22 protein-coding genes are annotated in these 23,582 nt (G+C 64.9%); 19 read left to right on the forward strand and 3 right to left on the reverse strand.

The window, feature by feature from the left end; translation table 11 throughout:
- Nucleotides 1-3: 3 nt before the first annotated feature.
- The 8 genes from AB4Y80_RS10135 (at nucleotide 4) to AB4Y80_RS10170 (ending at nucleotide 8,996) form a co-directional block, all read left to right on the forward strand.
- Entirely contained in the window at nucleotides 4-882 is an 879-nt protein-coding gene (locus AB4Y80_RS10135; RefSeq protein WP_442213974.1) for an ABC transporter permease, read from the forward strand.
- A 1-nt stretch (nucleotide 883) separates the two neighbouring features.
- Nucleotides 884-1,612: an ABC transporter ATP-binding protein gene (locus AB4Y80_RS10140; protein ID WP_442213975.1), complete on the forward strand. Its 729-nt coding sequence runs from the start codon at nucleotides 884-886 to the stop codon at nucleotides 1,610-1,612.
- On the forward strand, nucleotides 1,609-3,690 hold the full coding sequence (locus AB4Y80_RS10145; protein WP_442213976.1) for an acyltransferase family protein: 2,082 nt from the start codon (nucleotides 1,609-1,611) through the stop codon (nucleotides 3,688-3,690). Before AB4Y80_RS10140 ends, AB4Y80_RS10145 begins: the two co-directional genes overlap by 4 nt.
- Before the next feature lie 121 nt (nucleotides 3,691-3,811).
- A complete protein-coding gene (locus AB4Y80_RS10150) occupies nucleotides 3,812-5,101 on the forward strand; it encodes a nucleotide sugar dehydrogenase (protein WP_442213977.1) in 1,290 nt (429 codons plus the stop codon).
- A 46-nt stretch (nucleotides 5,102-5,147) separates the two neighbouring features.
- A complete protein-coding gene (locus tag AB4Y80_RS10155; protein ID WP_442213979.1) occupies nucleotides 5,148-5,744 on the forward strand; it encodes an acyltransferase in 597 nt (198 codons plus the stop codon).
- Nucleotides 5,741-6,832 (forward strand): DegT/DnrJ/EryC1/StrS family aminotransferase, encoded by a 1,092-nt coding sequence (locus tag AB4Y80_RS10160; protein ID WP_442213980.1) that lies wholly within the window; start codon nucleotides 5,741-5,743, stop codon nucleotides 6,830-6,832. Before AB4Y80_RS10155 ends, AB4Y80_RS10160 begins: the two co-directional genes overlap by 4 nt.
- Nucleotides 6,833-6,834: 2 nt before the next feature.
- Nucleotides 6,835-7,827, forward strand: a complete 993-nt coding sequence (locus AB4Y80_RS10165) for a Gfo/Idh/MocA family protein (protein ID WP_442213982.1) — start codon at nucleotides 6,835-6,837, stop codon at nucleotides 7,825-7,827.
- The gene (locus AB4Y80_RS10170) at nucleotides 7,827-8,996 is read left to right on the forward strand and encodes a glycosyltransferase family 4 protein (protein ID WP_442213984.1); all 1,170 of its coding nucleotides are present in this window, start codon (nucleotides 7,827-7,829) and stop codon (nucleotides 8,994-8,996) included. The genes AB4Y80_RS10165 and AB4Y80_RS10170 overlap by 1 nt, the downstream gene beginning before the upstream one ends.
- Here AB4Y80_RS10170 and AB4Y80_RS10175 read toward each other — a convergent pair.
- Together AB4Y80_RS10175 and wecB are read right to left on the reverse strand one after the other, a co-directional pair.
- Nucleotides 8,986-9,603 carry a hypothetical protein gene (locus tag AB4Y80_RS10175; protein WP_442213985.1) on the reverse strand — a complete coding sequence of 206 codons (618 nt, stop codon included), beginning with the start codon at nucleotides 9,601-9,603 and terminating at the stop codon, nucleotides 8,986-8,988. The genes AB4Y80_RS10170 and AB4Y80_RS10175 overlap by 11 nt on opposite strands.
- A gap of 122 nt (nucleotides 9,604-9,725) precedes the next feature.
- Nucleotides 9,726-10,790, reverse strand: coding sequence for a non-hydrolyzing UDP-N-acetylglucosamine 2-epimerase (gene wecB / locus AB4Y80_RS10180; RefSeq protein ID WP_442213986.1), 1,065 nt, complete (start codon nucleotides 10,788-10,790; stop codon nucleotides 9,726-9,728).
- 128 nt (nucleotides 10,791-10,918) lie between these two features.
- On the opposite strand from wecB, the gene AB4Y80_RS10185 reads away from it, so the two are divergent.
- The 3 genes from AB4Y80_RS10185 to AB4Y80_RS10195 all read left to right on the forward strand — a co-directional run bounded on the left by AB4Y80_RS10185 (nucleotide 10,919) and on the right by AB4Y80_RS10195 (nucleotide 14,225).
- Nucleotides 10,919-12,001 (forward strand): hypothetical protein, encoded by a 1,083-nt coding sequence (locus tag AB4Y80_RS10185; RefSeq protein ID WP_442213987.1) that lies wholly within the window; start codon nucleotides 10,919-10,921, stop codon nucleotides 11,999-12,001.
- Between the two features lie 39 nt (nucleotides 12,002-12,040).
- Nucleotides 12,041-13,162: a glycosyltransferase gene (locus AB4Y80_RS10190; protein ID WP_442213989.1), complete on the forward strand. Its 1,122-nt coding sequence runs from the start codon at nucleotides 12,041-12,043 to the stop codon at nucleotides 13,160-13,162.
- A gap of 160 nt (nucleotides 13,163-13,322) precedes the next feature.
- Complete coding sequence (locus AB4Y80_RS10195; RefSeq protein WP_442213990.1) at nucleotides 13,323-14,225, forward strand: glycosyltransferase; 903 nt, start codon at nucleotides 13,323-13,325, stop codon at nucleotides 14,223-14,225.
- Here the strand turns inward: AB4Y80_RS10195 and AB4Y80_RS10200 are convergent.
- Nucleotides 14,222-16,060 carry an ABC transporter ATP-binding protein gene (locus tag AB4Y80_RS10200; RefSeq protein ID WP_442213991.1) on the reverse strand — a complete coding sequence of 613 codons (1,839 nt, stop codon included), beginning with the start codon at nucleotides 16,058-16,060 and terminating at the stop codon, nucleotides 14,222-14,224. The two genes, AB4Y80_RS10195 and AB4Y80_RS10200, sit on opposite strands and share 4 nt — an antisense overlap.
- A gap of 107 nt (nucleotides 16,061-16,167) precedes the next feature.
- Between AB4Y80_RS10200 and AB4Y80_RS10205 the strand changes: the two genes are divergently transcribed.
- The 8 genes from AB4Y80_RS10205 (at nucleotide 16,168) to AB4Y80_RS10240 (ending at nucleotide 23,559) form a co-directional block, all read left to right on the forward strand.
- Nucleotides 16,168-17,133, forward strand: a complete 966-nt coding sequence (locus AB4Y80_RS10205; RefSeq protein ID WP_442213993.1) for a hypothetical protein — start codon at nucleotides 16,168-16,170, stop codon at nucleotides 17,131-17,133.
- Nucleotides 17,130-18,476 (forward strand): glycosyltransferase, encoded by a 1,347-nt coding sequence (locus AB4Y80_RS10210; protein ID WP_442213994.1) that lies wholly within the window; start codon nucleotides 17,130-17,132, stop codon nucleotides 18,474-18,476. The genes AB4Y80_RS10205 and AB4Y80_RS10210 overlap by 4 nt, the downstream gene beginning before the upstream one ends.
- Nucleotides 18,473-18,967 carry a hypothetical protein gene (locus AB4Y80_RS10215; protein ID WP_442213995.1) on the forward strand — a complete coding sequence of 165 codons (495 nt, stop codon included), beginning with the start codon at nucleotides 18,473-18,475 and terminating at the stop codon, nucleotides 18,965-18,967. Before AB4Y80_RS10210 ends, AB4Y80_RS10215 begins: the two co-directional genes overlap by 4 nt.
- A gap of 81 nt (nucleotides 18,968-19,048) precedes the next feature.
- Nucleotides 19,049-19,687 carry a glycosyltransferase family 2 protein gene (locus tag AB4Y80_RS10220; protein ID WP_442213996.1) on the forward strand — a complete coding sequence of 213 codons (639 nt, stop codon included), beginning with the start codon at nucleotides 19,049-19,051 and terminating at the stop codon, nucleotides 19,685-19,687.
- A 4-nt stretch (nucleotides 19,688-19,691) separates the two neighbouring features.
- Nucleotides 19,692-20,108, forward strand: a complete 417-nt coding sequence (locus AB4Y80_RS10225; RefSeq protein WP_442213997.1) for a DUF2304 domain-containing protein — start codon at nucleotides 19,692-19,694, stop codon at nucleotides 20,106-20,108.
- Nucleotides 20,105-21,208, forward strand: coding sequence for an acyltransferase (locus AB4Y80_RS10230; RefSeq protein ID WP_442213998.1), 1,104 nt, complete (start codon nucleotides 20,105-20,107; stop codon nucleotides 21,206-21,208). Before AB4Y80_RS10225 ends, AB4Y80_RS10230 begins: the two co-directional genes overlap by 4 nt.
- Before the next feature lie 58 nt (nucleotides 21,209-21,266).
- Nucleotides 21,267-22,397 carry a glycosyltransferase gene (locus tag AB4Y80_RS10235; protein ID WP_442213999.1) on the forward strand — a complete coding sequence of 377 codons (1,131 nt, stop codon included), beginning with the start codon at nucleotides 21,267-21,269 and terminating at the stop codon, nucleotides 22,395-22,397.
- Nucleotides 22,398-22,437: 40 nt separating this feature from the next.
- Nucleotides 22,438-23,559 carry a glycosyltransferase gene (locus tag AB4Y80_RS10240; protein ID WP_442214001.1) on the forward strand — a complete coding sequence of 374 codons (1,122 nt, stop codon included), beginning with the start codon at nucleotides 22,438-22,440 and terminating at the stop codon, nucleotides 23,557-23,559.
- Nucleotides 23,560-23,582: the final 23 nt, after the last annotated feature.

Below are 23,582 nucleotides of genomic sequence, written 5' to 3' on the forward strand. Positions count from 1 at the left end.
TCCATGAGCCAATCGAATGACGAGCTCGTCCGGCCGGGGGTCGGAGGGGGGCTCGCGGACGTGGTGCGCGCCCGGTTCCTGCTCAAATTGCTGGTTCGCAAGGAACTGAAGGTGCGCTACCGCGGCTCCGTGCTGGGGCTGCTGTGGTCGTATGTGAAACCCGGCGTACAGTTCGTCGTGTTCTACGTGGCCCTGGGCGTGTTCCTCGGCCTGGAACAAAGCCCCACCAACAAGGGCGGCCTGCCCAACTACGCCATCTACCTGTTCTCCGGCATCATCCTCATCAACTTCTTCTCCGAGGCCCTGGGCAACGCCTCCCGGTCCATCGTGAGCAACGGCGGGCTGATCAAGAAGATCTACCTGCCCCGGCAGCTGTTCCCGGTCGCCTCCGTCTGGGTGTCGGCCGTGCACTTCTTTCCGCAACTGGTCATCCTGGTGACGGCCTGCCTGTTCACCGGCTGGCGCCCATCCCTGATCCAGCTGCTGGCCGCCGCCGCCGGCTTCGTCATCGTGGCACTGCTGGCCACCGGCCTGGGCCTGCTCTTTGGCGCCGCCAATGTCTACTTCCGGGATTCGGAAAACTTCGTGGACATGCTGTTGATGATCGCCACGTGGGCGTCCCCCGTCATGTACTCCTGGACCATGGTCGCCCACAAGCTGGGAGAGGGCTGGTATGCGATCTACCAGGTCAACCCGATCACCATCGCCGTGGAAACCTTCCACTTTGCCTTTTGGCTTCCGACGACGGACGGCGGCGCCGAGATCCCGCCCCACCTGTTGTCCCTGTGGATTCCGGTGGGCCTGCTGGTCTCCGCCGGCATCCTGCTCTGGGGGCAGATGACCTTCCGACGGCTCGAGGGCCGTTTTGCCCAGGAGCTCTAAAATGACCACCGCAATCGAAGTCACGGGCATCAGCAAGCAGTTCGTGCTGCGCCACACCCGGTCGCTGAAGGAAGCGTTTGTGTGGCTCATCAAGGGCCGCAAGGGTGACCTGGCCGAAAAGTTCCACGCCCTCAAAGACGTGGACCTGGTCGTCAAAAAGGGCGAGACGGTGGCGCTGCTGGGCCTGAACGGGTCCGGAAAGTCGACGCTGCTCAAGCACATTTCCGGGGTAATGATCCCGGACACGGGCACGGTGCGCACCCGCGGCCGCGTCGCCGGGCTGATCGAGGTCGGGGCCGGCTTCCATCACGACCTCTCCGGCCGGGACAACGTCTACCTCAACGGCGCCATCCTGGGCATGACCGAGGAGCAGATCAACGACCGCTTTGACTCGATCGTGGACTTTGCCGAAATCGGCCAGTTCATCGACACCGAGGTGAAGTTCTACTCCTCCGGCATGTACCTGCGCCTGGCGTTCTCCGTCGCGGTACACACCAACCCGGAGGTTTTCCTGGTCGATGAAATCCTGGCGGTGGGCGATGAGCCATTCCAAAAGAAGTGCATCGCCAAGATCCAGGAGCTCGCCGCGGACGGGCGCACCCTGGTGGTCGTCAGCCACGACCTGGACCTGGTCTCGCGCATCTGCGACCGCGGCGTCGTCCTGGAGCACGGCAACATCACCTTCGACGGGTCCATTCGCGACGCCGTGGCGAAACTGCGCGGCGAGTGAGCGGCCCGGCCCCCGGCCACACGCTTCGCTACGACATTCAGGGGCTGCGCACCCTGGCGGTGGGGCTGGTGGTCCTCTACCACCTCTTTCCGAGCCGGCTGACCGGCGGGTTTGTCGGCGTCGATATCTTCTTCGTCATTTCCGGATTCCTGATCGTTGGCTCGCTGGTTCGCGGGGTGGAGCGCACCGGTGACATCAGGCTCCTGGCCTTCTATGCACGCCGCATTCGGCGCCTGCTGCCCGCCGGAACCGCCGTGCTCCTGGCCACCGTGGCGGCGGCCGTGCTCCTCTTGCCGCAAAGCCGGTGGCAGGAGGTGGGCCGGGACGTGGTGGCCTCGGCCCTGCAGGTGCAAAACTGGAACCAGGCCCTGGGTTCGGCCAGCTACGAATCCGCCGGCGCCCTTGTCTCGCCCCTGCAGCACTACTGGTCCCTGGCCGTCGAGGAGCAGTTTTACCTCATCATCCCGCTGCTGCTGCTCGCGGCCGTCGCCTGCGGACGGCGGCTGCACCAAAGCGCCGGGACCGCCGGACTGTGGTTTCTCGTGGCAATGTCCGCCGCATCGCTCGTGCACTCGGCCATCCTCTCGAGCCAGAACCACGACCTCGCCTATTTCGCCACCACCACCAGAATGTGGGAGCTGGGCCTGGGCGGGATTGCCGCGCTCGTGCTGCCGCGGCTGCGCATGCCCGGATCAGTCCGCGCGGCCGGCGGCTGGCTGGGCTTCGCCATGGTCATGGCCAGTGCCCTGGCCTTTCAGACGGCCATGGCATTTCCCGGCTTCATCGCGCTCCTGCCGGTGCTGGGGACCGTCCTGATCATCGCCGCAGGCCAGCCGGGGCAGCCCGGCGCCAGCCGCCCCACCCCGGACCGCTGGGGGATCTCGCACCAATTGAGCCGGCGCCCCGTCACCTATCTGGGCGACATCTCCTACTCGCTGTACTTGTGGCACTGGCCCGTGATCGTCTTTTACATCCTGCTGCGAGGCCATGAGCCGGGGATCATCGGCGGCGCCGGAATCATCGCCCTCAGCCTGGCGCTGGCCTCCCTGTCCTACCACCACATTGAACAGCGGTTCCGCTTTGGCACGCCCGTCCGGCACCACAACGGCCTGCGCTACCGGCCCGTGGTGCGCAACCGTTCCGCCTACGGCCTGGCCGGGGCCCTGGTGGCGTTGAGCTGCCTGGCGGCCGCCGGGCCGTGGGCCGTGGTCCAGGCCAAGACCAACCAGTTCGCGACGGTGGTCACGACGGACTATCCCGGCGCCCTGGCCTTTGACCGGAAGGCACCGGCCGCCGTGTCGGCCGGCCTGCCGATCCGTCCCGATCCGGCCGTCGCCACCAAAGACGTCCCGCTGACCACCAAAGACGGTTGCGCCGTCTACGACCCGCGCACGACCCCCGAGACGAAGTGCTGGTACGGGGACCCGGCCGCCACCAGGACCATGGTCCTGGTCGGTGACTCGCACGCCGCCCAGTACATCGACCCGCTGGCCGCCATCGGGACCCGCACCGGCTGGAAGGTTAAGGCCATGGTCCGCAACGGCTGTCCGTTCTCCACCGCGCCGCCCGCCAGCGCCACCACGACGTACACCAACTGCTCGAGCCAGAACGCCGTCACGTTGGCGAAGATCATCGCCTCGCGGCCGCAAGAGGTATTTGTGGCCGGCATGACTCCCGACGGCTATGGCAAATCGCTGAAATGGGGGTGGCCGGACACCGCGGCCCTGGTGGACGGCTATGTTCACATGTTCAAGTCCCTGCGCGACGCCGGCATCACCGTGAGCGTCATTGAAGACATCCCGTACCCGCAGGTGTCGGTCCCCGATTGCGTGGCAACGCACGGACCGTCGTCGCACCTGTGCGTGGTGAGCGAAAGGTCCCCAACCCCCGATCCCCTGCGGCAGGCGGCCGGTCGTGTCCCCGGAGTCCACGCCATCAACCTCAACGGCTACCTGTGCCGGGACGGCGCCTGCCCGCCGGTGGTCGGCAACGTCCTGGTTTTCCGTGACAATCACCTCACCGCCACTTTCGCCAGGACGCTCGAACGCCCGCTGGAGGCGGCGATGAGCCTGCGCTAAATGTGTCCCGGACCATGATGTGCAGGGGCCCGGGACCAAAGACCGATATTCTGGTTTCAAGGATTCCGGCAGACGCGCCGTGCTGCCGGCAACCAAGCTCGAAAGAAAAGGCTACTAAAACGTGAAGATTGCAGTCATTGCACTCGGTAAGATCGGCCTGCCCCTGGCTGTCCAATTCGCCTCCATGGGTCACGACGTCGTCGGGGTGGATGTCAACCAGGCCGTCGTAGACCTGGTCAATGCCGGCACCGAGCCCTTCCCCGGCGAGGCGCACCTGCAGGAGAAGCTTTCCGAGCTGGTCCCGGCCGGCAAGCTGCGTGCGACGACGGACTACGGCCAGGCGGTCCCCGGCGCCGACGCCGTGGTCCTGGTGGTGCCGTTGTTTGTCGACTCGGACGCCTTGCCGGACTTTGGCTGGATGGACGCCGCCACGGCCGAGCTCGGCAAGCATCTGACGGCTGGGACGCTGGTCTCCTACGAGACCACCCTTCCCGTGGGAACCACCCGCACGCGGTGGAAGCCGGCGCTGGAGGCCGCCTCCGGGCTGGTCGAGGGCAGGGATTTCCACCTAGTCTTCTCACCCGAGCGCGTGCTGACCGGCCGGGTCTTTGCGGACCTGCGCAAATACCCGAAGCTTGTCGGCGGGCTCTCCGAGGCCGGCGCGGCCAAGGCCGTGGAATTCTATGAATCCGTCCTGGACTTTGACCCGCGGCCCGATCTCAACCGCCCCAACGGCGTGTGGGACCTGGGCTCCGCGGAAGCCTCCGAGCTGGCCAAACTGGCCGAGACCACGTACCGGGACGTCAACATCGGCCTGGCCAACCAGTTCGCGAAGTTCGCGGCCAAGACCGGCATCGATATTTACCAGGTCATTGCGGCGTCCAACTCGCAGCCGTTCAGCCACATCCACCAGCCCGGCATCGCCGTCGGCGGCCATTGCATCCCCGTCTACCCGCGCCTATACCTGTGGAACGACCCCGACGCGACCGTGGTGCGCGCCGCCCGCGCCGCCAACGCCGACATGCCCGACTACACCATCGGGCTCCTGGAAGGCGCCTATGGCCCCCTGGCCGGGGCGCGCGTCGTCGTCCTCGGCGCCGCCTACCGCGGCGGCGTTAAGGAAACGGCGTTCTCCGGCGTGTTCGACGCCGTCGATGCCATCGCCACCCGCGGCGGCACCGCCCTCGTGCACGACCCCCTGTATACCGACGCCGAACTGAACAAGCTCGGCTTTGACGCCTACCATCTGGGCGAACCCGTGGACGCGGCGGTGGTGCAGGCCGACCACGCCGAGTACCGCACCCTGGGCCCGGCCGATCTGCCCGGCGTGAAGGCGTTCATCGACGGCCGGCGGATCAGCTCCGCCGAGCAGTGGAACGGCGTCACCTACCGCGTCATTGGCAAGGCCTAGCGGCCCCCGCACCCAGCCCGACTCGAACCCGATCAGGAGAACCAGCATGAGCAGTATTGCCCCCAGCGCCGATGTTTCCGAACAAGCCGTCCTCGGCGACGGCACCAAGATCTGGCACCTCGCCCAGGTGCGTGAAAACGCCGTCCTCGGCGAGAATTGCATCGTGGGCCGCGGCGCCTACGTTGGCACCGGCGTGAGGATTGGCGACAACACCAAGCTCCAGAATTACGCGCTGGTCTACGAGCCGGCCGTCCTGGGCAAGGGCGTCTTCATCGGCCCGGCCGTGGTGCTGACCAACGACACCTACCCCCGCTCCGTCAGCCCGGACGGCACGCTCAAGAGCGCCCACGACTGGACGCCGGTCGGGGTCACCATCGAGGATGGCGCCTCCGTGGGCGCCCGGGCCGTGTGCATCGCGCCGCTGACCATTGGCCGGTGGGCGACCATCGCCGCCGGCGCCGTGGTGACAAAGGATGTGCCCGCCTTCGCCTTGATGGCCGGCGTGCCCGCCCGCCGCCTGGGCTGGGTCGGCAAGGCCGGGGTCCCGCTGGTACAGGACGGCGGTTTTTGGGTGTGCCCGCAGACCGGTGCTAAATATGTTGAAGACGGAATTTCCCTGAAAGAGGCAGAGGACCACGCATGAGCCACGATTTCATTCCCGCAGCCCGACCGATCATCGGTGAGGAGGAACGCGCAGCGGTCGACGCCGTACTCGCCTCAGGCATGTTGGCCCAGGGCAAGCAGGTGGCCGAATTTGAGACGGAGTTCTCCCACGTGCTCCTGGACGGCCGCGCCAGCGTCGCCGTGAACTCCGGCACCTCCGGCCTCCACCTGGGCCTGCTGGCCTCCGGCGTCGGCCCCGGCGACGAGGTCATCGTCCCGTCCTTCACCTTCGCCGCCACCGGCAACTCCGTGGCCCTCACCGGCGCCACCCCGGTCTTTGCCGACATCGAGCTGGACCACTACACGCTCGACGTCGCCCACGTGGAATCCCTGATCACCGACAAGACCAAGGGCATCATGCCCGTGCACCTCTACGGCCACCCCTTCGCGGCGGAAGCGTTCGCGGCGCTGGCCAAGAAGCACGGCATCGACCTGTACGAGGACGCCGCCCAGGCCCACGGCGCCGCACTGAACGGCAAGCGGGTGGGCACCTTTGGCAAGTTCGCCATGTTCAGCCTGTACCCCACCAAGAACATGACCTCCGGGGAAGGCGGCATGGTTTCGACGTCCGACGCCGGCGTCGAGCACAAGCTGCGCCTGCTGCGCAACCAGGGCATGGAGACCCAGTACCAGAATGAGCTGGTGGGCTTCAACAACCGCATGACAGACCTGCACGCCGCCATTGGCCGGGTCCAGCTGACGAAGGTGCTGGGCTGGACGAAGCAGCGCCAGGAGAACGCCGCGTTCCTGACCGCCAACCTCGAAGGCGTGGGCACGCCGAAGGTCGCCGAGGGCGCCGAGCACGTCTACCACCAGTACACCGTGCGCGTCCCGGAAGGCCGCGACGAACTGCACGCCGCCCTGCGCTCGGAATACAACATCGGCTCCGGTGTGTACTATCCGGTGCCCAACCACCGGCTGCCGTCCTTCAACAGCCCCGCGGAGCTGCCCAACACGGAGATCGCCGCCAGGGAAGTGCTCTCCCTGCCGGTTCACCCGTCCCTGACCCGGGACGACCTGGAACGGATTGTCACCGCCGTGAACAAGCTGGTCAAGGCGGGTGCCTAATCGTGGCTAACCTGCGCGTAGGACTCATCGGCCTGGGCATGATGGGCCGCCACCACGCCCGCGTCATCCGCGAGGTGGAGGGCGTGGACCTGGTCGCCGTGGCCGACGCCTACGGCGACCCCCACGGCGTGGCCAGGGAACTGCCCGTGCTGGGCAGCGTCGAGGAGCTCATCGCGGCCGGCATCGACATGGCCGTGGCCGCCGTGCCCACCGGCATGCACGAGGAAGTCGGCCTGGCCCTGGCCGCGGCCGGCATCCACACCCTGGTGGAAAAGCCGATCGCCGCCAGCGCCCCGGCCGGCCAGCGCCTCGTGGAGGCCTTCGCGGCCCGGGGCCTGGTGGGCGCCGTCGGGCACATCGAGCGCTTCAACCCGGCGCTGCAGTCGCTGCGCAAGCGGATTGCCGACGGCGAACTGGGCGAGGTCTACCAGATCGCCACCCGCCGCCAGGGGCCCTTCCCGGCCCGGATCGCCGACGTCGGCGTCGTCAAGGACCTCGGCACGCACGACATCGACCTGACCGCCTGGCTGGCCCAGAGCCGGTTTGAGTCGATCTTCGCCCAAACCACCACCCGCAGCGGCCGCCCGCACGAGGACATGGTGGCCGCGACCGGCAAATTGGCCAACGGGGTCATCACCAACCACCTGGTCAACTGGCTCTCCCCGATGAAGGAACGGCTGACCATCGTCACCGGCGAAAAGGGCGCGTTCGTGGCGGACACCGTCACCGCCGACCTCACCTTTTATGAAAACGGCACCGTGGCCACCGAATGGGACTCCATGGCGGCGTTCCGCGGCGTCTCCGAGGGCAACATGACCCGGCTGGCCATCGCCAAGCCCGAGCCGCTGCGCACCGAGCATGAGGCCTTCCGGGACGCCGTGCTGGGGCTGCGCAACGACGTCGTGACCATGGTCGAGGGCCAGGACACGCTGGTCGTGGCCGAGGCCGTGCTGGAATCCTCCCGCACGGGACAGTCGGTCAGGATTCCGTCTTAGTGGGATTGCCGGGACCGCTGAAGGTCGTCGTCGCCACCCGGTTGTACACGCCGGAAGTGGGGGCGGCGGCCTTCCGCTTGAAGGCCCTCGTCGACGGGCTCGTGGCCCGCGGCGCGGACGTGGAGGTCATCACCACCACCGCGCCCAAGGGATCGCGGCCCTTCAAGCCCACCTACCGGCTCAGCCGCTGGCCGGTGCTGCGCGACGCCGGCGGCAACGTCCGCGGGTACGTCCAGTACCTCAGCTTTGACATCCCCGCCTTCTTCCGCCTGCTCGCGGCCCGGGCCGACGTCGTCGTCTCCGAACCGCCGCCGACCACCGGAGTCGTCGTGGCGCTCTCCTCGCTGCTGCGCGGCCGCCCGTTCGTCTACTACGCCGCCGACGTCTGGACGGAGGCGCTGTCCGCCATGGACGTCCCCGACGTCGTCAAGCGTGTCCTGGGGGCCGTGGAGGGCTTTGTGCTGCGCCGGGCGGCGACGGTGATTGCGGTCTCGGAGCCGGTGGCCCTGCAGGTGGCCAGGTTCGGCGTGCCGGCCGATCGCATCCGGGTGGTGGGGAACGGCGTGGACACCGGCGTTTTCACGCCGAACGGCCCGTCGATGGCGGGGGAGCGGCCGTACTTTGTATACACCGGGACCATGAGCGAGTGGCAGGGGGCGGGCATCTTCATCCAGGCCCTGCCGCTGGTCCGTGCGGCATTCCCGGAGGTGGAGCTTCGCTTCTTTGGCCAGGGCACCGACGAGGCCCACCTGCGCGCGCTGGCGGCGTCCGCGGCGCCCGGGGCCGTGCACTTTGGCGGCGTGGTGGCCCCGGCGGAGGCGGCGGCCTGGATCCGCGGCGCGGCCGGGGCCCTGGTGAGCATCAAGCCCGAGCAGGGCTACGACTTTGCCAAGCCCACCAAGATCTATGCCGCGGCCGGTTGCGGGACCCCGGTGATCTTTGCCGGCCAGGGCGACGGCGCCGCGATCGTTGCGCAGGGCGGGCTGGGGACCGCGACCCCCTACGACGCCGGCAGCGTTGCCGCCGCCATGGTTGCCGTCCTCACGGACGCTACCGTTGGCGGGAGCCAATCGCGGGAATCCCGCGTCCAATGGGTGCTGGACAACGCGTCCTTGCCGGCGTCGGGAAGGGTTGCCGCCGACGCCGTCCTGGGGCTCGCTACCCGCTAGCCTCCTCGGGATGGGGCACGGCGCCAATGTTGATTTGAAGCCCTTTCGGTCCGTACGTCGCGGCGAGGTAGTCGGCCTGCTCCGGTGTGCCGTCGTAAACATCCACCCGAACATTGGCATCAACGGTGATCGCCGTCACGCCGATCCGGATCCCCCTTTTGGCCAGCGCGTCACGGTCGTGGTCGATTCGGGCCTGCTGTTTCAGGGCGTCGGCCTCTGTTCGCCAGACGGGAACCACCAGGATGTCGTAGCCCAAATCATGAGCAGGCCGGGAGTAGGTTTCCGTGGCGGCCGTGTCCGGCAAGTGGCCGGCAACGTAGGCGAAGGCCCGCTTGTTCGCGAAATCCACTCTCATGGCATTGACGGTGAACCCGCCGGCTGCCAAGGCGGATTGAAAGTTTTCCGCAGCCTGTACCAAGGTGGCATGCCAACCTCCGCCGGCGTCCTCCAACGGCACGCCGAGTGCCTGCCGGAATTCTTCGGCGGTTTGATCACGGGTGCCGGACTTCGCCTGTTGGGCGAAGTTGCCCGGTGGCGTTGGCGTGGATTGGCCCGATGCCGCCGAGAGCGGTGTCGCGCAGATACCCGCGACCGCCAGGGCTGCCACACCTGCCAGCGACCATCGCCGACGGTGTGCCTGCGCCGAACCTGGATGGCCTCCCATGGTGCCGAGTTTACTCCGGCAGGCGCAGAAAGGCCCGGGCAGGTGCCCGGGCCCTCTTCGAGCAGCTACTTGCCGAACGCCGCCAGCAGCGCGTCCACCGTCCGCTGGGCCGCGTGGCCGTCACCGTACGGCGTGGCATCCGTTGCGGCCGGTGCCGGGCGCTGCACGGCGTCCGCGAGCAGCGACAGGTCGGCATTGACCAGTACGTTCCAGCCGAGCTCCACCGTTTCCACCCACTCGGTCTCCGGGCGGATGGTGGTGCACGGGACGCGCAGCAGAAACGCCTCCTTCTGCAGGCCGCCGGAATCGGTCACGACGCCGGCGCTGTTCGCGACGGCGTTGACCAGCTGCGGGTAGGCCAGCGGCTCGCTGAGGACGATCGAGCCGGCGGAGAGGTCGATGGCGTGCGCCTGCGCCAGCGCCGTCAACCGCGGGTGCGCCAAGAGCAGCACCGGCTTGGCGAGCGCGGCCAGCGACTGCACAATGGCGCCGAGACGCTTGGGGTCGTCGGTGTTGTCCGGGCGGTGGATGGTGCACACATAGTAGTTGCCGGCGGTGACGCCCTCCGGCAGGGGCTGGCCCTGGGCGGCAAGCTCGTCGCGCACCCGGTAGAGCACATCGGTCATGACGTCGCCTACGAGCACGGCGCGATCCGCCAGGCCCTCGGTGGCCAGGTGGTTCATGCCGACCTGGGTGGGGGAGAGCAGGAGGTCGGAGGCGTGGTCTGTCAGGACCCGGTTGTGCTCCTCGGGCATGCGGCGGTTGAAGGAGCGCAGCCCGGCTTCCAGGTGCGCCACCGGGATGTGGATCTTGACGGCCGCCAGGGCGGCCGCGAGGGTGGAATTGGTGTCGCCGTAGACCAGGACCACGTCGGGGTGTGCCTGCTCGAACACGGTTTCGAGCCCGGCCAGCATGGCGCCGGTTTGCTGGCCGTGCTTGCCCGAGCCGACGCCCAGGTTGTAATCCGGTGCCGGGATGCCCAGGTCCTGGAAGAAGACGTCGGACATGAGTTCGTCGTAGTGCTGTCCGGTGTGGACGATGACGTGCTCGGCCCGGCCCTTCAAGGCCTTCGCGATCGGGGCAAGCTTTACAAACTGTGGGCGTGCGCCCACGACACTGAGAATTCGCATTGTTCAAGCTTAACCGGCGTTCGGGGATCCTCCGGCGGTCACTGCGGTTTTCACCACGCCCCGGCCTCGGACCCGGACCTCCGGTTCCGCGATAGCCTTACTGGGTGGAGAGAGTAGAACCCGACCCCGTGCTGGTGGATGTGGTCATTGCCGTGCACACACCGGACCGGCCTGTCGAACGTGCCATTGCCTCGCTCTTGGACTCCGGCCTGTCGAGTGAACCTGATGCACCCAATCGCCTGCGGATCACCGTCGTTTGCCACAACACCCCGATGGGGCCTGTGCGGGCTCGCGTCGCCCCGAGGGACCGGCAAATGGTTCGATTTGTCGAGTACTCTGACGGAATCAAGAGTCCGGCCGGACCGTTTAACCATGGCATCGCCCTCGCCACGGGCACGTGGGTTTCCATCATGGGCAGCGACGACTCGCTGGAATCCGGCGCCCTTGCCTCCTGGGTCCACACCGCTGACAGGGATGCCACCGATGTCCTGATAGCTCCCATGGCACATGCGGGCGGCAAATCCATTCACACACCCGTCGTGCGCAGGAACCGGGTCGCCGGCCTCGATCCAATTGCTGATCGGCTGACCTATAGAACCGCTCCCTTGGGACTTATGCGCCTGGAACTTGTGCGTCGCCTGGGCCTCTCCTTTCCGAACCGCTACGCAACAGGTGAGGATCAGCTCTTTTCCGCACAGCTGTGGTTTTCCGGCGCGCGGATCAGCTACGGCCGCGGACTTCCGCGATACCTGGTCCATGACGACGCCGTTGCCCGCGTCACCGCTACGCCCCGGACGATAGCCGAGGATCTGGCGTTTGCCACGGATCTGGTGCGATCGAGCTGGTTTTCCAGCCTTGGTACACAACAACGGCAATCGATTGTCACCAAACTGCTCCGGGTGCATGTGTTTGGGCATGTGGCCTTGCGAGCAGGGTCCGGAACATGGAATGCGGACGATGCTGCAGCCATGGCAGAGGTTGTCCGACTACTTTTGTTTGCCGCGCCATCGGCGGCACGGCCGTTGTCCCTGGCCGACAGGGCGCTGCTGGATGCCGTCGTCCGCAGCGAGGCGAAGAACACGGTCATGAAGTCCTTGACCTTGGCACGGAGGAGGTTCGGCCATCCGCGGACGTGGGTGCCGCGGAATTTGTCGTGCTTGCTGCACCCGGAAGCGCCTCTGCGGTTCATGACGGCATCGGCGCTCGTCTAGGGTGAAATTGACAGTGCATCGTTATCACTGAAGGAACATATGAAGATCCTGGTCATCGCCACGTGGTACCCGCACGAGGAAAACCCTGCCGAGGCCCCGTTTAACGCCGAACATGTGGAGGCAATCCGGGCCCGGGGCCACGATGTGAGGGTGGTCCATGTCCGGCTGGGACGTGCCTTGCCCATGCCGCAAGACACCAATGGTGTGTGGGAGGGCGTGCCCGTCCGGCGGGTTTCGGCTGACCCAAAACGTCCGGGATCGATCGTGGCGTGCGTGTGCCTGATCACACGGGAGATGGCCTGGGCGGATGCCATCCATACCATGGCGTTTTCGTCGATATTGCTGGCATTGCCCTCGTGGTCCGCAAGGACCGCCGTGGGCCGCGGACGCCCGTGGGTTCACACGGAACACTGGAACGGCGTCGTCAATCCGTCCAGCGTCTCGCCGCTGTGGCAAAAACTGTCAGGGCTGCGGATCGTTCTTCGCGCTCCGCATGTTGTCACGGGAGTGACGGGACAACTGGCTGCGGAAATGCAGCGATTTGCCCGATCGGGCGCGGCCATGGTGGTGCCCTGTGTCGTCAAGGGTCGCGCCCCGGTCTCGCCTGCACGATTTGGCCGGGAGTTGCGCCTCGTCGCCGTCGGCGCACTGATCGAACGCAAACGGCCCCTGGCCACGATCGAGACCGTCGCCTGGCTTCGCGATCATGGAACCGACGCCCACTTGACATGGGTGGGGGACGGACCCCAGCGTGGGGAATGCGAAGCGCTGGTGGGAAGATTGGGTCTTCAGGGCCGCGTGACGTTCACGGGATCAGTCCCCCCGGCCAAGGTAGCGTTGCATCTCTCTAATTCCGATTTGTTTTTCCTTCCCACGGCACAGGAGAACTTCTTCACGTCCGCAGCGGAAGCCCTGGCTGCGGGCCGGGCGGTGGTGGCGACTCGGGTGGGTGGTTTCAGCGACTATGCCGATGAAAGCAACAGCAGACTTGTCGATGCCGTCAGCCCGGAGTCATTGGGCCGTGCCGTGCAGAGCGCGGCAAGCGTCTTCCGCAATGTTCCGGCCATCGATATCGCCCGTCCGATCAGGGCCCGGTTTTCGCCGGAGGCCGTTGGTGAGCTCCTGGACGGCGCCTATGCCGCGGCACTCGCGCGCGCCTAGGCGACCCCACCCAACAACGACCCCACCCAACAATGCGAACTCGTCGAAGGAGCTAAGTCGTATGGAAAGAGAGCCCAGGGTCCTTCAGTTCAACGATTGTGCCTACGTTGCCCGGTCAATGGTTCACGCGGCCGCACGGGTGGGATTGGACTGGGACTACATGCCCCCTGAACAAGTGCGGCCGTTGAGCGCACCGCCCAGAAATCCGCTCTTGGCGAAGGCACGATTCCTCCCATTCGTGGTCCGCAGGCTGGCGAAACTCCAAGCCGCGGACGTGGTCCACGTCCACTACGGGACCAGCGTGCGCCTCATCAAGGAAAAGGGAATGCCTGCAAGGCCATATGTCCTGACCCTGCATGGCACGGACATTCGAAAACAGTGGAAGGAGCCGGGCTTTCACGACGAAATCCAACGGGCCATTGACGAGGCCGCCCACGTTTTTTATGCGAATGCGGACAACGTTGGTGACGCGTGCGCTGCCCGCTCCGATGCTGAATTCCTGCCGTCGCTGATCGATATTTCCCGGCTTCCGGCGTGGCGGCCGGATCCCCTGCCGCGGGTCATGTTCATCTCGAGGTGGGACGACGACAAGGGCGTTGGCCGCCAACTCGGTTTGGCGCGGGAGCTGGCCAGGGCACTGTCGGGAAAAGCCGAGCTGGTGGGGCTGGACTGGGGCCCGGGGGCGCCTGAGGCACAATCCGCGGGTGTGCGCCTCTTGGCGAAAATGCCGCAACATCTCTATCACGAGCAATTGAGCAGGTCCGCCGTCGGCATTGGGCAGGCTTCCGATTATTTCTCCACCAGCGAGTTTGAGGCGCTGTGCATGGGGCTGCCCGTGGCGGCCCTGGGCACGCGGCTGCCGCGACCGGATGACGGATCCGTCCCGCCCGTCCTGGAAGGTGGTGTTTCCGCCGTCGTGGAGCAAGTGGTGGCGGCACTCGATGACCCGGCCGCGACGGCCAGGCGGCTGGGCGGTGCCACGTGGGCTATTCCGCGGTATGACGCCGCCGGCTACATCCCGCGGCTCGCCGAACTGTACCGTCGAACGGCAATTGCACGTTAGCGATCGGCGCTGGCGGCAAGCCCGGCCTGGTTGCCCGGAGTGGACGGCGTGTGCAATCCGGCCAAGGCTGCTTGTTGGGCAAAATCCGAGTTGGCGGCGACGACCTCATCGAAGGTGCCCTGAGTGACGATCGTGCCGTCCTTCATGAAGGCGACCTGGTCGTTGTTGCGGATGGTGGAGAGGCGATGAGCCACGGAAATGACGGTCATTTCACCGTGGAGGGATTGAATGGCGCCGGCAACGGCGGCTTCCGTGGCCGTGTCCAACGCACTCGTGGCCTCATCCAAGACCAGGATCAGGGGATCGGAATAAAGTGCCCGCGCTATGCCGAGGCGTTGGCGTTGGCCGCCGGACAGTGCCAGGCCGCGTTCACCAACGCGGCCGCGTATCCCGCCTTTGCGGGCCTCAACGGAGTCGAGCAGCTGGGCGCGGGCCAAGGCGGTCCTGACCCGGTCCTCGTCAACATCTTCCCCCCAAGACAAGGCGACATTTTGGGCCACCGTGCCGTCGAAGATGGCCACATCCTGGGGGACGTAGCCTACCCGCTTTCGCCAATCCGCCAAGACATCCTCCAGGGGGACCCCATCCAAGGTCATCGTCCCGGATGACGGCGTCAGCAGGCCCAGGAAAATGTCGATCAACGTGGACTTCCCGGCGCCGGATTGACCGACAATTCCGATTGATGAACCGATGGGAAGAGTGAGGTTGATTTTTTGCACCGCCGGGGCCATGGATCCGGGATAGGTGAATTCGACGTCCGAAAGTTGGAGAATTTTTGGCTGGCCCGTGATGGGTGTCTTGCCCAGCTGTTCGGCATTTTCCCGGTAGACCGCGGCGTCGCGGATGTCGCCGATGACGGTTTCCGTATAGGCCAGCGTGGATTGAACCGTTGTCAGCGAGGATTGGATGGATGTTAGGGCCGGGACCATTTTGAACCCTGCGAGGCCAAAGATCGCGACGGAGGACAGGGCCCCATTGATGCCACCCACCAGGAATCCCACGGTGCCAATCAGTAGGAAGCCGCCGATCAAGGCCATGTCGATCACGAACTTCGGCACGGTGCCCATGAATCGAATGTTCGACCGGGAACGGGCGGTTCGTTCGCGACTGATCATGACAATATCGCCGACTTCTGCTGCCTTGTCCCGCAGGGTGATTTCCTTGAGGGCGGCGAGCATTTCGGTGACGAGCTTGGCCATCCGGCTGCTGGCATCGCGGTTGATGCGGCCTGCTTCGTAGGATTTCTTGGTCAACCACAGGTAGAGGAACGCGGCGATGAGTCCCAAGTACACGACGGTCACCAGGGCCGTCTGCCACGAGGCGCCAATGAGGACAATCAGCACTGTGACGAATGTTAACCCCTGAGCCGGCAATGAGACGGCGGGAAAGAGGACCCCGGAGACTGTGTTGGCGATGCCTACATCGATCATCCTGACCAATTCGGACGTGGACCGTTTCATGCGCTCGGTCCAAGGCGCACGGATGTAGCTCTGGAAGAGGGCCGTGCCGATTTCCAGCTCGTATTCGGCGAATTTCCGGGTGGACACCCACTGGAGCCAAATGTTGAGGAAGGACTTCACGATCATCATTGCCGCTGAGGCCACAAGGATGACCACACCCAAGCCCTGGGAGAAATGGCCCAAAACCGGCAACGACATCTCGGAGCCGTTTTGGGCCTGCAGGATTTGGTTCAGGACCAGGGCAAATACGCCCAAGGCCGCCGAGTCGAGGAGCGCCAGCGCGGCAGACAGCACGGCGAAGAGCGCGAGAAAGCGTCTGGCATTGGACGGCAGCAGTGGCAACAACTGCTGCAAGGTACGTCGCAGGTGATTCAAGAAGGACTCCAGAACGGCGAAAGGGGGACCTGTTGCATTCTACGGGGTACTGGATTTGGTTCCCTAACAGCACCGGGCGGCAGGGCCTCAATGAGATGATGAATCACATGAGTGAGCATTTTCGCGTGACCCAGCTCTTTGACTGCGCCGATGTTGGCAAGGCCCTGGTGGCGGCCGGCCGGAACCAGGGCGAACCATGGAAACAAATTCAGGGACCGTGGGCACGCGGCGGCACCAAGGCGGCCTACTACCGCTTTCGGCTGGAGCAGGCGGCGGCCTTTCCCCGCACCCAGCTGTGGCACGTCAACATGGGCGGCCGAGGCAAATGGGCTCGGGGTGCGTTCCAGCGCCCGTACGCACTGACACTTCACGGAACGGACATTCGCCAAAGCTATTGGCAGGATGCCAGCCATGCCGTGATCAAGGCCGACATCGACCTCGCCGGGCACGTTTGGTATACAACTCCGGATCTCCGGGAAAAAGCCGAGAAGGCCCGGCCCGATGCGGAATACCTCCCCGTCCCCCTGAATGCCGCGGAACTTCCACAGTGGAGTCCGGCCGCCAAGCCGCGAGTCTTCTTTCCGTCCCGGTGGGACGCGTCCAAGGGAGGAGACGCGTGGGTTCAGACAGCGGCCGATGTCGTGGCCGCGCTGGCCGGCAAGGACGTCGACATTGTCGGCCTTGACTGGGGGGACCGTGCCGCCGAGGTCGCCGCGATGGGAGTGACGCTCCTGCCGCAAATGCCCAAGGCCAAGTTCCTGGCCGAACTTGCAACGGCCCACGTTGCCGTAGGCCAAGTTGCCGGGATTCTGGCAACCAGTGAGCTTCAGGCCATCGGAATCGGCGTTCCGACCATCTTTGCCGACCAGGTAGCCGGTTACCCGGCGGACCTCGCCACGGTTAGCGTCCAACGTGGCGACGTTGGACAGGCCGTCAGGGAGGCCTTGGCCGATCCTCGTGCACTGTCCCGGACGTTGGGCGGTGCGGACTATGTGCGCCGCACCCACGATGCGTCGGTGCTCGCACCGCGGCTCAATGGGGGCTACGCAAAGATCCTGGCCGGAGCCAAATGACCCGCCCGCACCTGCTCTACATTGCCTTCTCCTTCCCGCCGAGTACGGCGTCCTCCGTTTACCGGTGTACTGCCGTGGCCAACGCCTTCATCGCCGCGGGGTGGGAGGTCACGGTGGTGACGCTGTCGGAGGAAATCTGGGCGGAAATCTCCGGTACGGATTTTGGCCTGGTTGACTCGATCGATCCACGGGTCAGGGTCGTTCACGTCGATGACGGTGGAGCCGAAGAACCCAACCGGCGGGACCTTAGGCGCTATTCGCGCTTGAGGATCGAGGCCCCCTACCTGTGGAAGGAGCTGTTTCGGCGGCGCCACCGGGCGGATTTCCCCGAGGATTTTCATGAATTGTGGTTTGCCCCAGCCAGCCAGGCCGCGCGCGCCATCCATGCTGAGCGCCCGGCCGACCTTGTCATGGCCTCGGCCAGCCCCTACATATCCTTCAAGGTGGCCGCACAATTCGGCGATGTCCCCTACATATTGGATTATCGCGACGCGTGGGCGTTCAATACGTTTACCGGTGCGGAAAACTACGCCCCCGACTCCAAGCACGGGCGGCTGGAAAATGACTACCTCAACAAGGCACTTCAGGTGTGGTTTGTGAACGAACCCATCCGGACTGAATATGCCAGCCGGTACCCGGATGCCGCCAACGTCATGCGGGTCGTGCCAAATGGCTTTGACCCGCAGCCGGGCCATCGCAAATCAGCGGCACATGCCACGAATGCGCCCCGTTTTGGGTATCTGGGCACCCTGCAATACACTGCCGTTCCGCTCGATGAGTTCCTTGGCGGATGGGATTTGGCCTTTGGTGGACACGATGCGCCCCCGGCCCGCGCCGTATTTCGCGGCAAGCTCAGCCCCTCCGGATTGGTGCCGGCCGACGTCCTGGACATTTTCAACTCCGGCGTCCATCACGGGCTGAGCTACGAAGGTCCAATTTCCAAGCGCGACGTGTCGAACTTTTACGGCACCATGGATGCGCTGCTCTTGTTGCTGCCCCCGGGCAAATACGTCACCGGAGGCAAGACTGCAGAGTATCTCGCGACCGGACTGCCCATCATCTCCATCCATGACCCCGACAGTGCGGCAACCCAGCTGCTCAGGGACTACCCGTTGTGGTTCCCAGCTACGGAACTGACAGTCAAAAGCATTGCCCAAGCACTGCTCGACTGCGCCAAAGCCTTGGCGGAACCAGACGTGCGCAGATGGGACGCGGCGTGGACGTACGGGCAGCAGTTCGCGCGCAGCAACATTTTGAACCCCGCCATTGCACAACTTCAGGCCTTGACGGGGTCCGGCGGGTCCGTGCCGGATTCAGCCCCAGCCGAACGGAACGATTCATGAATTCACCCGACAGCCTCAAAATCGGAATCGTGGTGGGTCGGACCGGACATGCCAAAACGGCGCTGGAGGACCTGTGGGGCCAGGCCAAAATATTTGCGGAAAGGCACGGGCGGAACATTTCGGGGTTCGCCGTATACCTGGACGACGTCGGCGAAGCGGTTCCGGTGACGGGCGGCGGCTTGGTGGTGGTCCCGGTCAAGGTTCGTTCCGGCGGTTGGCGTGCCGCGTCCGCGAACGCCTTGGCTGGAAGGACCGGTCCCTTCGGCGTTCTTGGCAGGCTGTTGCGGGAGAACCTGTACTCCCGCCGCGTCTGTGCCGCCGTGGTGAAAAATGCAACGGTTCGGCGCGCATTGTGCGATTGCTCCGTCATTGTCTCCGCCGACCCCTCGGCGGACCGGACTCTCTGGAAGTTGCGCAACCGCACCACCGCCAAGCTCGTGCACGGACCGTTTGCGCAGTTGCACGCCCTCAGGGGACTGGTCCGGGAATAGCAGTCACCGGCTGGAGGATTCTCTGGCCAACAGGGGCTATGGGATACTTGTGCGGTGAGTCGAACTTGGATTGTAATCCCCATGTATAACGAGGCGCCGGTCGTCGGCACCGTTATCACGGGGCTGCGGAAGGTCTTCCCGTACGTCGTCTGCGTTGACGACGGCAGCACCGACGGCTCCCAGGACGTGGCACGCGCCGCCGGGGCGGTGGTTGTCCAGCATCCCGTAAATCTGGGGCAGGGGGCGTCACTGCAGACGGGAATTGAATATGCGCTCAATGACCCCGAGCTTGACTGCATCGTCACTTTCGACGCCGACGGCCAGCACCGGGTGGTCGACGCCTCGGCCATGGCCGAGAGGATCACGTCGGGGGAAGCCGAGGTTGTCCTGGGATCGCGGTTCCTGGACGGCCGCACCAAGTTGTCCCCCGCCAAGCGCCTGGTGTTGCGCACGGCCGCGGTTCAATCACGCATGGCCACCGGCATGGCCTTGACCGACGCCCACAACGGACTCCGTGCCTTCAGTCCCAAGGTGGCCCGTGGCCTCCACCTGACCCAAAACCGGATGGCCCACGCCTCGGAACTGGTCCACCAGCTTGCCGAGATGAAGCCGCGGTGGGTCGAACAGCCCGTGGAAATCATCTACACCGATTACTCCAAGGCAAAGGGCCAGTCCCTGCTGAATTCCATCAATATCCTCGCGGACCTTTTGTTTAGGTGACATCGTGCAAATAGTTGTCCAGATAGCCCTTGTCCTGGCGGTCGTCACCGTCTCCCTCGCCTTGATGCGGGGCGGCTCCAATGCCCGTCACCTGGCGATCAGGCGCATCATGTTGGTGCTCTTCGCCTGCGTGGCCGGATTGTCGATCTTTTTCCCCGGCCTACTCACACAAATTGCCCGTTTTTTCGGCATCGGCCGCGGCACGGATCTGGTGCTTTACGGGCTGATCGTGAGCTTTCTGGTGTACATGGCCACCACCTACCAGCGATTCCGCCACATGGAAACCACGCTGACCAAGCTCTCGCGCCGGATCGCCATCGACGAAGTCAACCGGACCCAGTCTCCGGCAGCCGTGGCCGACCTTATTGCCCGGGGGACAACAAGCGCCGGACCTGAACTGAGCGGCCCCGTCGGCAGATGAGTGAAGCGGCTGGACCCCGAGCGGCCGTGGGGAACGGGCCGGTGACCGCGGTGCGTCCGCGCAACTACGGCTTGGACATTCTGCGCATTGTAAGTATTTGCGGTGTCGTGGCCATTCACGTCTTTGGGCTTCGCGTGGGAGCCGAACCAAGAGCGGGACGGGGCTGGTGGGCCGCCGTGGCGATCGACATTGGCTTCATTTGGGTGGTTCCGGTGTTTGTGATGATTTCCGGGGCGCTCCTGCTTGGTTCCCGGCAGGTGGTGCAGGCGCCGGCGGCTTTTTACCGCAAGCGGGCCGTTCGGCTCGTGCCGGCACTCATCTTTTGGAATCTGGTGTACCTGGTCGGCGTGCGGATTTGGATGCGCCAGGAAAAACTGTCCACAGGGCGGGTATTGGAATTGCTTTATGACAGTTCCGTCTTTACCCAGTTGTATTTCCTGTGGCTGATTCTGGGCCTGTATGCCGTCGCACCCCTTGTTGCCGCATTTGTGGCGTCCCGGGACGACCGCCGCGCCCTGGCGACCGCCGGCATTATTCTCGGCGCGACCGTCATGGCGTACATGATCCCTGGACTCTTGGGGCATTTTGGCGTATCCAGACCCATCAAACTAAACATGTTCACCTACTGGGTGCCGTATGTGGGGTACTTCGCCGCCGGCTATGCACTGCGGAAGGTCAGAATGAAGGGGTTGCCTCTTGCTGCCGCGGGTCTCGCGACGGCGACCCTGATGGCTTTCACCGTCTGGCACTTCGGGCACCGCGGTGTCTTGCCCGTGGCGGATATGTTGGTCTCGGTTTCATACCTGGGCGCGGGCGTTGCGCTGACCGCGCTCGGTGTCTTTGTGGTGGGGCTGTCGGTGTGCGAATACGTGAGCATTCCGGGACGGGTCGGCACCGCCATAGTGGCATTGTCCAGCGCCTCGTTTGGCGTGTTCCTTGTCCACTTGGTGATCTTTGAGGCCATCCGGCTTAATGTGCCCGCTGTGCTTGGGGCGAACTCTGTCCGGGCCATTGCGGTGGCCTACCTTCTGACGCTTGCGGGAAGCTTTGGCATTTCGCTCCTTGCTGCCAAGGTCCCCTTGCTGAGGCGGGTCTTTTGACCGTGGCACGGGCCACCGCCGGTCAGGGGTTCGTGCGCAATCGGGAATAATGAAGCGTATGACTGATCTTCCCTCCTTGCTGATCCTCACCTTTTCCCCTATCCGTTCGGACCCTCGGGTGTTGAAACAGGTGGAATTGTTCAAGGGCAGGTACCGGGTGAGCACCTGTGCCTATGGTGCGGCGCCGGACGGTGTGGATGAGCACTTTGCGCTGCCCGAGGATTCACGCGCGTGGCCGTCGGACAAGGTGGGGCTCGTCAGCCGGCAGTATGGCAAAGTCTACGATGGGCTTCCCGCGGTACGGGCGGCCCGCGCCATTCTGCCCAAGGGCAGGTTTGACATCATCTTGGCCAATGACCTCAACACGCTGCCGCTGGCCCTGGACCTGGAACCCATCTTGGGAGTTCATTCCGACCTGCACGAATTTGCGCCGAGGGAAAAGGAAGACAACCTCAAATGGCGCCTTTTCATCGCCCCGTTCATGCGGTGGTTGTGCTCGCGCTACCTATCCATGGCGGCGTCCGTCACAACCGTGTCGCAAGGCATAGCGGATGAGTACTTGAAGGACTACGGAACAAAAACCGGGGTAGTCACCAACGCCGCCCCTTATGCCGAGGGCACCGTCAGGCCGGTGGGCGAGAAGGTTCGCCTCATCCACAGCGCCGCCGGCCAGCGCTATCGCAAACTTGAGAACTTCATTGAAGCCATGAAGGACGCACCGGACTGGCTGACCCTTGACATGATTGTCATGCCCAATGAGCCCGACTACGTCCTCGAGCTCAAGGCCCAGGCTGCGGCCGTGCCGTCCATTACGTTTCGGGATCCGGTCCCATACAGGGAATTGGTGGCAACGCTGAGCGAGTACGACGTCTCAGTGGTTTTCCTGCCGCCGACCAACTTCAACCTCAAGAACGCCTTGCCGAATAAGTTCTTCGAGGCCGTCCAGGCCCGCATCGGCCTGATTATTGGTCCGTCTCCGGCCATGGTGGATCTGGTGGACCAGTACGGCCTTGGCGCGATCACCGACGATTTCTCCCCTGAATCGCTGCGACGGACCCTTTACGCCCTGACGCCGGAACAGATCGCATCCTGGAAGCAATCCGCCGATCGTGCGGCGCGTCCGCTTTCCGCCGAGGCACAGGTAAGGGTCTGGGCGCAGTCCATCGATCGGATTGCCGGATTGGCGTAGCAGCGACCGGTCCGGCACGATTACGAGAAGGCCACACGTTATGAGTTCCACCATTGCCAGCCCGGACGTCGATGTCATCATTGCCGTTCACCAGCTGAACCGTCCGATCAGGCGGGCTGTGTCGTCCGTGCTCGCTGCCGCTGCCCCGGGCCAGGCCAGGGCCATCGTGATTGCCCACGGGTTGGATGCGGATGACGTCCGCTCCCTCTTGCAGGGACTCCCGCAGGAGAGGGTCCAGGTCGTTGAGCACGTTGACGGGGTGCGCTCCGCGGCGGGTCCGTTCAACGCCGGGCTGCGACGCGCTGACGCCGAGTTTGTCGCGGTCATGGGCTCCGATGACATGCTGGAACCCGGAGCATTGAGCGGATGGGTGAATCTGGCCAGGCAACGGCGGGCCGACGTTGTGCTGGCCCCCTTGAAGCTGCAAAGTGGGCCGATCGTCAGGACTCCACGCCTGAGGCCGTTGCGTCGCCATCGCCTTGATCCCATTCGAGATCGACTTGCGTACCGCACCGCGCCCCTGGGCCTGCTGCGCCTGTCCACGATCCGGGGCCGGGGGCTTGCCTTCATGGAAGGCATGCCTACCGGGGAGGACGTTTCGTTTTCGCTGAACCTTTGGTTCGGCGGCAGCCATATTGTGATGGGTCCCGCCAATGGGCACTACGTCATTGGTGAAGATGCCGTTGAACGGGTAACCCATGCCAAGTTCGCACTAGATGACGAGTTCTCCCCCTTCCTGGAGTTGCTTGGGGAGCCGTGGTTGCAGGCCCTGCCAGTTGGCGAGCGGACGGCAATTGCCGTCAAAATCGCCCGCATTCACGTTTTGACGGCAATGACGGTGCGAGGCGCACATTGGGAGTGGGGCGGCACTGACGGGCTCGCACTGCAACAAATCTTGGGACGCCTCCAGGACGTGGCACCAGGGTTCGAGGCCGCATTTTCTCGGGCCGACCGTCGTTTGCTAGGTGCAGCCCTCGTCGCGACTGAGGGTGGGCTCGGCGACGCCCTGGAGGAATTCCTGCATGCGAGCTACCGGGACAGGCTGCTAACCGAGAACGTTGCAGATAATTTCTTGGTGGAAAGCAATCTGCGCTACTACCTGGAATTGAAGGTGGGTGCACTGCTGCGTCGCTGGATGCCAAAACTGGCGGCTGAGATCTAAGCCGCGGACAAGTGACAGGGGTT

The organism is Specibacter sp. RAF43 (genome assembly GCF_052114065.1).
Lineage (GTDB): Bacteria > Actinomycetota > Actinomycetes > Actinomycetales > Micrococcaceae > Specibacter.

What these genes read in the sequence shown, in the direction of transcription:
- AB4Y80_RS10190 (WP_442213989.1), top strand. Translation starts at nt 12,041, where the DNA reads ATGAAGATCCTGGTCATCGCCACGTGGTACCCGCACGAGGAAAACCCT.
- AB4Y80_RS10155 (WP_442213979.1), top strand. Translation starts at nt 5,148, where the DNA reads ATGAGCAGTATTGCCCCCAGCGCCGATGTTTCCGAACAAGCCGTCCTC.
- AB4Y80_RS10160 (WP_442213980.1), top strand. Translation starts at nt 5,741, where the DNA reads ATGAGCCACGATTTCATTCCCGCAGCCCGACCGATCATCGGTGAGGAG.
- AB4Y80_RS10240 (WP_442214001.1), top strand. Translation starts at nt 22,438, where the DNA reads ATGAGTTCCACCATTGCCAGCCCGGACGTCGATGTCATCATTGCCGTT.
- AB4Y80_RS10205 (WP_442213993.1), top strand. Translation starts at nt 16,168, where the DNA reads ATGAGTGAGCATTTTCGCGTGACCCAGCTCTTTGACTGCGCCGATGTT.
- AB4Y80_RS10220 (WP_442213996.1), top strand. Translation starts at nt 19,049, where the DNA reads ATGTATAACGAGGCGCCGGTCGTCGGCACCGTTATCACGGGGCTGCGG.
- AB4Y80_RS10135 (WP_442213974.1), top strand. Translation starts at nt 4, where the DNA reads ATGAGCCAATCGAATGACGAGCTCGTCCGGCCGGGGGTCGGAGGGGGG.
- wecB (WP_442213986.1), bottom strand. Translation starts at nt 10,790, where the DNA reads ATGCGAATTCTCAGTGTCGTGGGCGCACGCCCACAGTTTGTAAAGCTT.
- AB4Y80_RS10215 (WP_442213995.1), top strand. Translation starts at nt 18,473, where the DNA reads ATGAATTCACCCGACAGCCTCAAAATCGGAATCGTGGTGGGTCGGACC.
- AB4Y80_RS10230 (WP_442213998.1), top strand. Translation starts at nt 20,105, where the DNA reads ATGAGTGAAGCGGCTGGACCCCGAGCGGCCGTGGGGAACGGGCCGGTG.
- AB4Y80_RS10195 (WP_442213990.1), top strand. Translation starts at nt 13,323, where the DNA reads ATGCCCCCTGAACAAGTGCGGCCGTTGAGCGCACCGCCCAGAAATCCG.
- AB4Y80_RS10210 (WP_442213994.1), top strand. Translation starts at nt 17,130, where the DNA reads ATGACCCGCCCGCACCTGCTCTACATTGCCTTCTCCTTCCCGCCGAGT.
- AB4Y80_RS10140 (WP_442213975.1), top strand. Translation starts at nt 884, where the DNA reads ATGACCACCGCAATCGAAGTCACGGGCATCAGCAAGCAGTTCGTGCTG.
- AB4Y80_RS10235 (WP_442213999.1), top strand. Translation starts at nt 21,267, where the DNA reads ATGACTGATCTTCCCTCCTTGCTGATCCTCACCTTTTCCCCTATCCGT.